We start from the raw sequence: 12,496 nt of genomic DNA on the forward strand, positions 1-12,496 counted from the left end.
GTGTTTTCATTGTCGTATTCTCTCAGAATATTAGGTCTCCGACAATCCCGGGGCGGTTCATGGTAATGTCATTATCATGGTCATCTTTACTAAAGGCTGTCAATCCCACCTCTGGTATGACAACCCAATGCTGGTCTAAACGCCATTCGTACTCTGCGCCCAAATCAAGACGAAGCTGACCATCGGTATATAAGTAGGCTCTCGCATCCGTTTCGATAAAATAAGGCGCGGTACCGACAATACCTGCCATTACGGCAGCGTTGTCGTTTTCAGTATCGTAAGCGACACCAGCTTCACCATTCCAAAAAATACTTAGTGGTTTCCAATAGGCAAGGGAGCTCAAGCTATCGATTTCTTTATCATCTTTAGTCTGAGCACTACCTTCCGTGCGTAGTCTTATACGATTGCTATCAGTACCATACCAACCCGTCGCCTCAAAGTTGATTTGGTCTTCATCAAACTGATAGCCCAAGTCGTCTACTGAGACTCCCCATAATGGCATGCTGCCCATCATCATTGGCTTACCATACTGCCCGTATGGAACCCCATTTGAATAGTCTGGACTGCGAGCATCAGCTGGTGGCTGCCCACCTTGCATGCCCGACATATCCATACTGCCATGATCCATGCCACTGTGATCCATATCAGACATACCACCTGACATATCCATGCCGCTATGATCCATACCAGACATATCAGCAGCCGTTGCAAACGATGATGTGAGCAAGACTAGCGATGACAAACCAATGAATGACAGATTTTTCTTAGATATTTTCATAATAAGCCTCATATTCGAAGGTTTGTTAAACGACGGCAACTTCTCTGAACATGCCGGCTTCCATGTGATACAGCAGATGACAGTGCCATGCCCATCGTCCAACTTCTCCCGTCACATCGAAGCTAATCTTTTGCGCTGGCTGCACCACAATCGTATGTTTACGTACTTGAAAGTCTCCAGATGGCGTGCGCAAGTCACTCCACATACCATGCAGGTGCATCGGATGGTTCATCATCGTGTCATTGACTAAGGTAATACGCACACGCTCGTTTGGCTTAATATTGACAGGCGTTGCATCCTTAAACATGACACCATCCAACGCCCAAATATAGCGCTCCATGTTACCCGTTAAATGTAGCTCAATCTCTCTAGTAGGCTTGCGCTGCTCTGCAAATATGGCCTCATCGACAGAGCGCAGCTGACTATAATTCAGCACGTCACGATTAATATTACGCAGGTTAATACCGGGATCATCGAGGTTCATACGTGGACTGTCGACACGCATGTCACTCTTAAAATCGTATTCTGTTTTTGCGTGCTTTGCTTTATAACCATCAGCACCCATCGCACCCATCATATCGGCCATGGTTAGCCATTCAATCTTATCCATAGCAGGTATTGCAGCTCGCGCACCTTTTTTGGTCGCAAGCGTGGTCGCAACATAGCCTGAACGATCGATGTTTTGGGCAAATATCGTATGTGCATCTTGAGTAGGCGTGACGATGACATCATAAGTCTCAGCCACGCCAATGCGGAAATCATCAATCGCAACGGGTGCGACATCAATACCATCTGTTGCTACCACAGTCATCTTGAGACCCGGTATACGCACATCGAATATCGTCTGTGCTGAAGCATTGATAAAGCGTAATTTAACGGGCTGTCCTGCTTTTACTAGCTGTGTCCAATTAGCCGCTGTGGTCTTACCATTCATCAGATAGGTAAAGGTCTTTTCGCCAGACAGATCGGTGAAATCCGTCGGCATCATGCGCATCTGATTCCACATTTTGCGCTTGTCATAAGCGGCTTCTAAATCTGTTGCGGCGATATCAGACAATAGTTTTTTGAAGTCTGGCAGATGATAATTATCAAAGTCAGCGCGCTGTTTGAGCAATTTCAAGAGATTGTGCGGATCGCGGTGCGTCCAATCACTCAGCACGATTACATGGTCTTCCTCGATAGGATGACGCTCACGGCCTTTGGGTTCAATGACGATAGCACCAAGCATACCGGTTTGCTCTTGAAAGCCACTGTGTGAGTGATACCAATAGGTGCCTGATTGTTTAAGTTTGAATTTATAGGTAAAGGTGCTGTTCGCGGGAATACCATCGAAACTGATACCTGGCACCCCATCCATCTCAAAAGGTACCAGCAAGCCATGCCAATGAATAGAGGTTGACTCATTCATCTGGTTATGAACACGGATAGTTACGGTATCGCCTTCACGCATCTTTAGCGTTGGTGCTGGTAGCGAGTCATTAATCAGTGTTGCCATACTCGACTTGCCATTGACAGTAACGAGCTTCTTGCTGACATACAGGTCAAACTCATTCCCAGTTAGGATAGGTACGATATGGTCAGATTTATCACTGTTGACGGCTACATTCTGCTGGCCTTTACCGAGCGCACTATTGGCAATAGACGGTAGGGTGGACAGCATGGATGCCCCTAACAAGGTAGAAGATCCTGTCAAAAAACGCCTGCGGTTAAGCATAGTTTTGTTCATAATTATTCACCTGATTTATATCCATAAAGTGAGAGTTGAGTCTATATGTTTATCAGCCAAGCCTATGTCTTTGGCCGCTTATTAACAGAGCTGAATAAGCTATTTAAACGACAACCAAGCTAGATTTGCTGCTGCGGTGTGTCAATAATTGCATAAATAGCTGTTGAGCCATCTTTGTTAAGCTGCATCACTTTATACGACATAAATTTATCTTGGTATTCCATACCTGGGCTACCGACTGGCATGCTCGGTACAGCAAGTCCGATCGCATCACTTGGTGGGTTTTTTAGGAACTGCGCCATATACTTAGCAGGGACATGACCTTCAAATACGTAGCCATCAGTAGTGACGGTGGTATGGCAAGAGCGCATTTGCTGCGGTACGCTGTATCGCTCTTTAAACAAGGACACGTCTTCGACATTCTGTGCAGTTGCGTTTAGACCATGACCTTCGGCATAACCGACCCATTCTTTACAGCAGCCACAATTGGCATCTTTATAGACGGTGGCTGAGATGTTTTTTAGGATAGTTGATTGGGTATCTGAAGGAGCGCTGACTGGCATTATTTCAGCTGTTGGCTGCTCCGTGTGCGTAGTTTGCACGTTTTGCGTAGCAACAGTTGGCTCAGTCGCTGGTGTTGAGTCAGCAGCAGCGGAATTAGGTTGACTACAAGCGGCAATCGTTAACGATAATGGCAATACCACGATCGCCGAGAGCACACGGCCAGATATCAGATTATGTTCATTAATAAATCTATTAGTATAGCGTCTCATAAAACTACTCCCGAGCGTCTGTCTGACGATTAAATATTATAAAAATTAGAGCCACATTACTGGATAAAATATCACTGGACAAAATAGTGCTAGCAAAGCTTAAAACTCAAAACTCAAATCGCAAAAAGCAGCACTATTGAGCACTGCATTTTGTACAAAAAATCAATGTTGCATTTCGGATCCATCACCTGACATATCCATCTCACCATCAAATGACATATCCAACATACTATCGTCTAACCGAGTCGTTAGCATGGTGTACTGGTTTTCATTTAGGTTAGGTAGCGATCTAATAAAAGCGACCATCGCCCATATCCTGTCATCATCGTGAGTAGCGCCCCAAGCGGGCATGCCAGATGCCATAATGCCATGTTTAATCGCCCAAAAGCTTTGTCTGGCACCAGCCTCGCTCTGATAACGTTTAACAATATTTGCTTTAGTAAAATTCGGCGGTTTTGGATGAAGACCACTGCTCAGATCGGTACTTGTGACACCAGGTGATAAATGACAGCCTGCGCACATGTCTTTGTAATCAGCCCCACCTGAACTGATCATCTCTGCCTTTTCTAAGTCTGGAACTAAAATATTCTTGCTGGCATGTTCAATCGAGCGTGTGCGGGCAGTTTCTAAAAAATCGTAAACCAGCGGACTATGAGCTTGATCAGCGCCGATATTTATCACACCACTAGTCACCGTAATAAAAATACCCACAATAGCAACAAATACAGTAAAAAGTATTCCTAATAAAAACTTCATAGGTTTGTCCTAAAAATCCATTTTATTTAATATTCCATTACTGCTTGATCAGCTTCTCTGACAATATAGTCAAGTCTATATAAATCCGCTACAGCGTCATCCTCGCTAAGCATACTAATGTATAACTTGCACTCGGTTTCCTTGTATCGAAATTATATTGAACTGACTATAGTATTGAACTTATAAATTGATATTTAAGAGTCGCTATCGCTGCTCACACAGTGCTTTTGGTACATCGCTTTCATTTTGCTCATGTTAGCCATCATGGCTTTCATAGCAGGATCATTCATATCCATTCTGCTATGATCCATTTTTTGCATCATCTGCATATGCTTTTGCATCTTCTCACAGTTCATTTGGTCTTTTTCAGCATGCATTTTTGGGTCGTGCGCCAAAGCAGAGGTTGAAACAACTAAGGCTATAGCAGTTGCTACGATTGATTTAGACAGTGGCATTGATTTGAATAGTGACATGGTAAATCCTTATTTGATTTGGTATGTAGTCGAAAAGACTTTAAGATATTAAGTTACTTTAAAGCATACTTTAGTGATTCTGACATAGAGATGACGGTAAGATTACAATTCTGTCATCTTGAGGTTTTTTTATGTTCAAAGTGGGGTTATGCTTTACTATGCTAGGTAAGCGTGAAAGGTATATGGAAAGCTATTATGAAAGTACTGCTGGTAGAAGATGAGTTGAAACTTGGCGAATATATAAAAAAGGGCTTGACCGAAGCTGGGTTTATCGTGGATCATCAGCTAACAGGATTAGATGGCTATCATGCATTGATGACGGAAGAGTTTAGCGTGATATTGATGGATGTGATGCTACCTGATGTTAGTGGTTTTGAGCTGGTGCGTAATTACCGAGCGGCTGGCAAGCATACACCTGTGTTATTTCTAACCGCAAAAGATGACTTGAGTGACAAGATAAAAGGGATTGAGATTGGTGGTGATGATTATTTGACCAAACCTTTTGCCTTTGCAGAATTGATCGTCAGGATGAAAAGCTTATTACGACGTGCCAATCAAGCCGACTATCAAAGTACGATTATGCAAATAGCGGATCTCAAGATGGATATTGGCAAGCGCACGGTGCATAGAGGAGATAAGCCTATTAAGCTCACGGCAAAAGAGTTTTCCTTACTACAGTTTTTATTAGAGCGCCGCGGTGAAGTGCTTCCACGCTCAATCATCGCCTCCCAAGTATGGGATATGAACTTTGAAAATGATACCAATGTGATTGATGTGGCGATAAGGCGTCTTCGTATAAAAATAGACGATGATCATGACGCAAAGCTGATTCATACGGTGCGCGGGATGGGCTATCGGTTGGAAGCTGTCGATACAGCGCTTGATAGTAATCCATCTCACGAAGCTGGCAATGTCTAATATGAAATATAGGTTTGATAATCGGCGTTTACCACTATTATGGCGTACTGTGCTATTGCTCACGATATTTGTTGTTATATCGCAGGTTATTATTTATATATGGATACAGCGTTCTGTTAAAGGCCATTTCGAGCAAATGGACGCTGAGATTATGACCCATGCGGCTTTTAACCTACGTAAGCGAGTGATAGAACCTAGTAGCCCTATAACTTCCCAAACCCTACATACCTCTCAAAATCCATTGAATAGTCAACAGCCGCTAAGAGCGGCACCTGACGTAATGCCTGATGGAGATACTTCTACCGCAGCGATATCAGATGAAACTGATCATCAGCATTCTTCTTGGCTAGATTACGATCTAAAAACCATTATCGCTAATAAAGAAGGGCAGATACTGTCTAGTACCCCCAATAACTTTGCTCAAGAGCTAGGGGCAGGGTTTAACCTATTATCACTGAAACAAGATAATGATAAGCAACAGTTTGTGATGAATATCAACAGCCGATACTATCGAGCAATGGTCATTGAAGACGACAAAATGCTCGCGCTTATCGCATTGCCTATAGATGTGCATCATCAGTATTTATTACAGTTCAATCGTCAGCTTAGTATGATTTTGTTCGCGATTACCTTGTTGCTCGTCTCAGTAGCGGCGTTGGGTGTGTACTGGGGTTTTGCCCCTTTGGCGACCATCGTCCAAAAAATGAAAACAATGAATCCTGATAGATTGGATGATAGAGTCACGGTCAGTGATATGCCGTTAGAGCTGCGACCACTAGCAGAATCTTACAACTCAATGATGGCCAAGCTTGAAAGTAATTTTGAATCATTGTCACGGTTTTCAGACAATATTGCCCATGAGCTGCGCACTCCAATAGCGACACTCAGCACGCAAACGCAAGTCATGTTAAATAAACCAAGAGCGGGCGATGAATACATTGAGCAGCTACATCATCAGCATGACACGTTAGAGCAGCTGTCGGCCATGATAAATAATATGCTGCTGCTGGCAAAAACCCAAAAAGGATTGAGTGACTCGCAAATCAGTCACGTGGATACGGAAAGTTTAATCACCAAGCTCGTTGATTACTACGAAATGATTGCAGAAGACCGAGGTATCGCTATTGAAACCAAAGGTGAGTTCAGCGCTGTCTTAGGAGACAAAAGTTTATTACAAAGGCTCTTTGCTAATCTGATATCGAATGCGATTTATTATGCTGCTCAAGATAGCGTTATAACCATTAGGGCAGATAGAATAAACTCAAATGAGATGGTGGGCACAACAATAAGCAGTCTTCAACAATCAAAACAAGCTATTTTACGAATGACCATCACCAACCGATTAGATGAGCCATTGACACAAAGTGAGGCAGATAAGTTGTTTGAGCGCTTCTATCGACATCACAAAACAATAGATCGCCATACAGGAACAGGTTTGGGTCTATCTATCGTACAGTCTGTCGTTGGGGCGCATAACGGTAACGTCAGTATTACTATAAAAGACGATGATTGCTTTCAAGTGAGTGTCGAGTTATTGGAGGACGTTTAATCTTTTAGTAGTCAACGATAGATATTCAATCTGAATGGATAAATTCGGCAAGTGATTGCCTTGAAAACGAGCTGGTAATGACCAAGTAAATGTATGTCTAATGCCCAATATAAAGCTAGAGATTATTAAAAGGCAATAGGTAAAATAGTAAGTCGATAACGAACATAATACTTAAAACACAATCATAAAAACCAATTAGGGAATGACTATGCATATCACGGCTAATTTTGATGCAGGCAACATCGACATTATTAATGCAGATGACAAAAAAGACATTCAATTAGCGATTCGCCCAGATGTTGGTGGCGAGTTCTTTCAGTGGTTTAACTTTCGTCTGTCAGGTCAAATAGGGGAGCAGTATGTTCTCAACATTTTGAATGCAGGAGAGGCGTCTTATCTAGAAGGTTGGGAGAACTACCAAGCGGTGGCTTCTTATGATCGTCAGCATTGGTTCCGTCTGCCAACGTCTTATAAAGATGGCAAGTTGACCATCGTGGCAGAGTTAGAATGCGAAACCATTCAGATTGCTTATTTTGCGCCTTATAGCTATGAGCGTCATCAAGATTTATTGGCCGCAGTGCAAGTGCATCCGCTAGTGACGTTAGAGCATTTGGGCGAAACGCTTGATAAACGTGACTTGACTCTAGTCAAAATCGGGGATGGAGATGCTAGTAAGCGTAATATATGGATTACTGCTCGTCAGCATCCAGGTGAGACGATGGCTGAATGGCTCATTGAAGGTTTGTTGTATAGCTTGTTAGATAGCGATAATGCGACTGGCAAACAGTTGTTAGACAAGGCCAATTTTTATATTGTTCCTAATATGAACCCTGATGGCAGTGTACGTGGTCACTTGCGTACTAACGCTGCCGGAACCAATCTAAACCGTGAGTGGCAAAGTCCAAGCTTAGACAAAAGCCCTGAAGTACTTCATGTGATTAACAAAATGGAAGCGACGGGCGTGGATCTATTTTATGATGTGCATGGCGATGAAGCATTGCCGTACGTATTCCTCGCCGGGTCACAAGGGACACCAAGCTATAGTGATCGTCTTGCTAGTCTGCGTGATAGATTTTCAGAGGTATTAAAGTTAGCCAGTGCTGATTTTCAGTCTGAGATTGGCTATGAGATTGATGCGCCGGGTGCTGCCAATATGACCGTTGCCACCAATTGGGTAGCAGAGCGTTTTGATTGCCTCGCTAATACGTTAGAGATGCCATTTAAAGACAATGATAATCTGCCCGATGAAGAGATGGGTTGGTCACCGGAGCGTTCTATCAAATTAGGCGAAGCATCACTGGTAGCAATGCTAGCTGTCGTGGATGACTTAAGATAACGATAAAAAAAGCTGCAGAAAATAAAAAGCTGCTAATGATGGCCGAGTGTCTTAGTGGTCATCGTTAGCAGCTTTTTTAATTTTTATCTTCACATTTGCCAATAACAGTCCTGACAAAATCAACATCATGGCCAGCATCTTCCACCACGTCACTACTTCTCCTGTGAGTAGTACTGAGGTCACCATACCGAATACGGGTACCAATAGTGCAAACGGCATAACCTTGGAGGCGGTATTTTGACTGAGTAAGTGTGCCCATAGACCAAAGCCAATTAAGGTTGAGATATAGACGATAAATCCAAGTGAGAGCCAAGACTTGAGTGAAGCTTCAGTAAACGTCGCTAGCTGCCATGTATCAGTCTCAAATGTAAGAGAAGATATCGTCAACATCACGCAAGCAATGAGACCGCCCCAGACGACCAGCGCTAGCGCAGACAGAGCAGAGGCTTTATTTTTTCCAGTGCTAGATGTAGCAACAGATACCCTTGTTCCTTGCTGCGTCTCTTGTAGGGTAGCTTTTTCTGAGGCCTGTTTTGATGCTTGCTTGGAGGCTTGCTTGGAGGCAATATTACCAAAGCTCCAACCGATGGCCGCAATCAAAATACAGATGAACCCTGCCAAAGGCATATCACCGCCAAGGTTTAACGCAATCACGCTGAGTCCTAGTACACCGACCAACATACCGACGATTTGCATACGGCTGACTGCTTCGCCCAATATAAAGTACGCTAGCAATACCGTGATAAAAATCTGAATTTGTAGCAGTAGTGCCGTCAGCCCCGGGGATGAACCCAGATGCATCGCTGTAAAGACAAAGGCATACTGCATGACAAATGTACCGATGGCATAAATAAACAGGGTACGGTTGAATTTAGGCGGCTTTAGAAACAAAACCAGTGGCACAGCAGTAAAGAAAAAACGCAGGGCGGTAAGCATCAGTGGCGGAAAGCTCTCAAGACCCCACGCAATAAAAGTAAAATTTACGCCCCAGATAAAGGTAACCAGTACAGCCAATGCAGTATATATAGGGGACATATGAGCTATCCTAGAGGGTTATTATCCGTTGTCGGAAGTGATTAGATTTGATTGTGTTTGGCTGATATTTAGACTTAGAGTTATAGTCGAAAGGTCACTATATAATAGGACGGTACTAGCACTATAGTCGATTCAATTTAAAAGTAGTACAAGGCAACCGAGTATAGATGTACATTTGATACTTCAAGCGAGGTTAACGCTGTAATACTTTTATAATAGTGGAATGAATATATAAATTTCTGATTGGTCAGTCTAACGATTGAGCCAATACCTCGAAAACTTTTGAATGATTCATCTGTGCTACATTGAACCGCATAAAGTTCTCAGCATTGTCCGATTGGCTAAAAACATTGCCCGGCGCCAATACCACACCTTTGGATAAACAGCGATTGGCCAATTCGGTCGCATTATTATTCTTAGGTAATCGGCACCATAGGAACATACCTGCTTGTGGGAGCAGCCACGGTACGATGCCTAATTTAGCCAATCGTGGTAGCGTATGAGTACGCGCGCTTGCCAGCCGAGTATGGATATCATTCATATGCTTACGGTAGCCGCTATCAGTCAACGCTGAGAACACAACCGCTGCTGCTAACTGACTGCCACCAAAGCCAGTCGCTATCTTTAAATCTACCAAGCTCTCGACCCATTCTGTAGGCGCTGCGATATAACCACAGCGTAGGGATGCGGATAACGTTTTAGAAAAACTGCCGATATAGAATACTCGTGACAACCCATCCAAAGCCGCCAATCTCGCTGCAGGCTTGACTTCAAAATCTGCAAAAATATCGTCTTCTATAATGTACAAGCCAGCCGCCTGAGCCAATTGTAATACACGGTATGCCGTAGCAGGTGATAACGTGGCACCAGTAGGATTGTGAATGGCAGCATTGGTGATGTACAGGCGCGGCTTATGCTCATCTAAAATCGCTGCAAAGGCCTCTACATCTGGCCCATTTGGCGTATAAGGGACGCCAACTACTTTGACCCGATGGGCAAGCAGCTGTGCTCGAAAGTTAAAGTAGCACGGATCATCGACGACGACCGTATCACCTGGCGTCAGCAAAAATCGAAAAATCAAATCTATCGCTTGAGTGCCCGAATCCGTCAGTATTATCTGTGACGGTTCTGCATTGATACTCAATCCTGCCATACGCCGCGTGAGTAATTGGCGCAATGCTAACAGCCCTAGCGGCGTTGCATACTCACTGATAATGGACGCGTCAGCTTTTGCTACATTTCGCAGACCACGGCGTATACCGGCCTCAAACAGCCAGTCCGCTGGTAACCACCCACAGCCTGGCTTTAGCGCACCATCGGGTGGCTCCAGCGACTGCCGTGACACCCACAATGGATCTACCACTCGATCAATTTTTGGTGCTATATCTGTCAATGATAGCGGCGCTGTCGTCTCTGCCACATAGAACCCTGCACCAGGGCGGGAGTAAATAATGCCCTCGGTTTGTAGGCGTTCGTAGGCTTCAACCACGGTCGATGGCGAGAACCCATAATCTTTGGCAGCGGCACGGACGGAGGGTAGTCGCGACTCTGGCATATAGATAACAGTTGCTATTTTCTCTTTTACGTCAGCCATGACAACTTCGATGCGTGTTAGCTTCTGATTCATATTTTTTACAATTTTTGGTAAGGCGGCTTTTATGAAGGTCTTATCTCAAGGTTACAGCCATGACGATATATGGGTAGGATATCCCAACTGTATGGGTTTTATAGACCAAACAGTTCTGTCTAATTGTACTGTATTGTATATAGATAACCTACTGTGCTTTTGTTTTAATCATTGAACGTAAACGATGTAGAGGTAGGTGTCATTCTACTGTGAATCACACTAACCTCAGTCAATTCAACGATTATTATTCAAAAAGCAGCGATATATGACCACTAAAAAATATAATAAATATCTGGCCTTTGCCTTATGCGTGATAACGACAAGTGTCAATATCCAAGGCCCACTTTATGCCGTCTATGCACACAATGATGGCTATGGTGTACTAGCAACCACGATAGCGTTTTCTTTTTATGTGTTGGGTGTCATACCTGTATTGTTGGCTTTTGGTGGATTGTCTGATCGAATTGGACGGCGCAAGGTGATTTTAATCTCTCTAACCCTATCGATAGCAGCGACGGCTCTTATGTTGTTTTATCCGTACACGCGCGCGTTAGCAGTAGCACGATTCGTACTGGGTGTGGGAACTGCTCTGATGGCTGCTACGGCGACTGCCTATATGATTGAGCTGCTCGGCTCAACAGATACGATGCGTGCGACAGCGTGGGTAACGGCCAGTACGACGATAGGTTTTGGTCTTGGTCCTGTATTGACGACAGTTTCTTTGATGTTTTATGAAACCAATCAGCCAGCCAGTTTTTTCTTACTGCTAGCGAGCGGGCTGTTCGCTATGTTTTTGTTATATCAATTACCAGAGACAGCACCTAAACGCACTAATTTGCCCTCATCTATGCTACGGCGACCTTATTTTAACCGTGAGGTCATCTGGTATGGTAGCGGTATTTTGATTTGTTGGGCGACGACCGGATTGGTATTATCAGTTATTCCCTCAGTGCTGGCCACGCATGGACTCGCTAAATATGCAGGGATATCCTCTATGTTAGCCATCAGTTGTGGATTGATCGTTCAGCCAATCGCCCAAAAACTTGACCCTCAAGTTTCAAGCAAGCTTGGTCTTCTGATCTTACTACCAGCTTATGCTTTATTAGCTTGGGGGACGTTGAATGCCAATCTACCAGTCATTCTTTTGGCGGCATTTTTGGCCAGTACTAGTTGCTATGGTTTCGTCTATTTGGGCGGTATGTTAGGAGTCGCAAAATCTGCTGGAAATGAGCAGGCACGTGCAAGTGCAGGCTATTTTCTGATGGCATATATAGGGCTTAGTGTACCCGTCATCTTTACTGGTTTGATTGTGGATCGGTATGGTGCTGCTACTGCGTTCTACGCCTTTGGTGTGTTTTCATTAGTTGGTGTGATTGTCTTATTTGCTAGCCAGCCTATATTGAGAACTGGACGTCATTCGAACGCCAATTTGCATAGCGTGTCTTAAAATAAGATTGATAATGCAGTTTTCTATTCATTATCTTTTCATTTTTTTCATGATTATATTACTTGTCCGTTTTGTTAT

At 43.8% G+C, this 12,496-nt stretch carries 11 protein-coding genes; 4 read left to right on the plus strand and 7 right to left on the minus strand.

The annotated features are described in order from the left end of the window. Window positions 1-22 precede the first annotated feature (22 nt). From FQV37_RS10470 to FQV37_RS10490, 5 genes are all read right to left on the minus strand, one after another. Window positions 23-778 carry a copper resistance protein B gene (locus FQV37_RS10470; RefSeq protein WP_240991012.1) on the minus strand — a complete coding sequence of 252 codons (756 nt, stop codon included), beginning with the start codon at window positions 776-778 and terminating at the stop codon, window positions 23-25. Between the two features lie 25 nt (window positions 779-803). Next, window positions 804-2,504: a copper resistance system multicopper oxidase gene (locus FQV37_RS10475; protein WP_160022867.1), complete on the minus strand. Its 1,701-nt coding sequence runs from the start codon at window positions 2,502-2,504 to the stop codon at window positions 804-806. Between the two features lie 119 nt (window positions 2,505-2,623). Further along, the gene (locus tag FQV37_RS10480) at window positions 2,624-3,277 is read right to left on the minus strand and encodes a DUF411 domain-containing protein (protein ID WP_160022869.1); all 654 of its coding nucleotides are present in this window, start codon (window positions 3,275-3,277) and stop codon (window positions 2,624-2,626) included. Between the two features lie 162 nt (window positions 3,278-3,439). Further along, window positions 3,440-4,033 (minus strand): c-type cytochrome, encoded by a 594-nt coding sequence (locus FQV37_RS10485; RefSeq protein ID WP_160022871.1) that lies wholly within the window; start codon window positions 4,031-4,033, stop codon window positions 3,440-3,442. 194 nt (window positions 4,034-4,227) lie between these two features. After that, window positions 4,228-4,506: a hypothetical protein gene (locus FQV37_RS10490; protein WP_160022873.1), complete on the minus strand. Its 279-nt coding sequence runs from the start codon at window positions 4,504-4,506 to the stop codon at window positions 4,228-4,230. Between the two features lie 195 nt (window positions 4,507-4,701). Between FQV37_RS10490 and FQV37_RS10495 the strand changes: the two genes are divergently transcribed. The 3 genes from FQV37_RS10495 (at window position 4,702) to FQV37_RS10505 (ending at window position 8,309) form a co-directional block, all read left to right on the plus strand. Then, window positions 4,702-5,424 (plus strand): heavy metal response regulator transcription factor, encoded by a 723-nt coding sequence (locus FQV37_RS10495; RefSeq protein ID WP_160022875.1) that lies wholly within the window; start codon window positions 4,702-4,704, stop codon window positions 5,422-5,424. Between the two features lies 1 nt (window position 5,425). Further along, window positions 5,426-6,973: an ATP-binding protein gene (locus FQV37_RS10500; protein WP_160022945.1), complete on the plus strand. Its 1,548-nt coding sequence runs from the start codon at window positions 5,426-5,428 to the stop codon at window positions 6,971-6,973. Between the two features lie 208 nt (window positions 6,974-7,181). Beyond that, window positions 7,182-8,309 carry a M14 family metallopeptidase gene (locus FQV37_RS10505; protein ID WP_160022877.1) on the plus strand — a complete coding sequence of 376 codons (1,128 nt, stop codon included), beginning with the start codon at window positions 7,182-7,184 and terminating at the stop codon, window positions 8,307-8,309. A 51-nt stretch (window positions 8,310-8,360) separates the two neighbouring features. Here FQV37_RS10505 and FQV37_RS10510 read toward each other — a convergent pair whose 3' ends face one another. Then, window positions 8,361-9,344 (minus strand): EamA family transporter, encoded by a 984-nt coding sequence (locus FQV37_RS10510; protein ID WP_160022879.1) that lies wholly within the window; start codon window positions 9,342-9,344, stop codon window positions 8,361-8,363. Between the two features lie 247 nt (window positions 9,345-9,591). Then, window positions 9,592-10,971, minus strand: coding sequence for an aminotransferase-like domain-containing protein (locus FQV37_RS10515; protein WP_160022881.1), 1,380 nt, complete (start codon window positions 10,969-10,971; stop codon window positions 9,592-9,594). 265 nt (window positions 10,972-11,236) lie between these two features. Between FQV37_RS10515 and FQV37_RS10520 the strand changes: the two genes are divergently transcribed. After that, on the plus strand, window positions 11,237-12,418 hold the full coding sequence (locus FQV37_RS10520) for an MFS transporter (protein ID WP_160022883.1): 1,182 nt from the start codon (window positions 11,237-11,239) through the stop codon (window positions 12,416-12,418). The last annotated feature ends 78 nt before the right edge of the window (window positions 12,419-12,496 follow it).

Source organism: Psychrobacter nivimaris, assembly GCF_009812035.1.
Taxonomy (GTDB): Bacteria; Pseudomonadota; Gammaproteobacteria; order Pseudomonadales; family Moraxellaceae; genus Psychrobacter; species Psychrobacter nivimaris.

Coding starts and splice junctions, on each gene's coding strand:
- FQV37_RS10470 (WP_240991012.1), bottom strand. CDS start 778: ATGAAAATATCTAAGAAAAATCTGTCATTCATTGGTTTGTCATCGCTA.
- FQV37_RS10475 (WP_160022867.1), bottom strand. CDS start 2,504: ATGAACAAAACTATGCTTAACCGCAGGCGTTTTTTGACAGGATCTTCT.
- FQV37_RS10480 (WP_160022869.1), bottom strand. CDS start 3,277: ATGAGACGCTATACTAATAGATTTATTAATGAACATAATCTGATATCT.
- FQV37_RS10485 (WP_160022871.1), bottom strand. CDS start 4,033: ATGAAGTTTTTATTAGGAATACTTTTTACTGTATTTGTTGCTATTGTG.
- FQV37_RS10490 (WP_160022873.1), bottom strand. CDS start 4,506: ATGTCACTATTCAAATCAATGCCACTGTCTAAATCAATCGTAGCAACT.
- FQV37_RS10495 (WP_160022875.1), top strand. CDS start 4,702: ATGAAAGTACTGCTGGTAGAAGATGAGTTGAAACTTGGCGAATATATA.
- FQV37_RS10500 (WP_160022945.1), top strand. CDS start 5,426: ATGAAATATAGGTTTGATAATCGGCGTTTACCACTATTATGGCGTACT.
- FQV37_RS10505 (WP_160022877.1), top strand. CDS start 7,182: ATGCATATCACGGCTAATTTTGATGCAGGCAACATCGACATTATTAAT.
- FQV37_RS10510 (WP_160022879.1), bottom strand. CDS start 9,344: ATGTCCCCTATATATACTGCATTGGCTGTACTGGTTACCTTTATCTGG.
- FQV37_RS10515 (WP_160022881.1), bottom strand. CDS start 10,971: ATGAATCAGAAGCTAACACGCATCGAAGTTGTCATGGCTGACGTAAAA.
- FQV37_RS10520 (WP_160022883.1), top strand. CDS start 11,237: ATGACCACTAAAAAATATAATAAATATCTGGCCTTTGCCTTATGCGTG.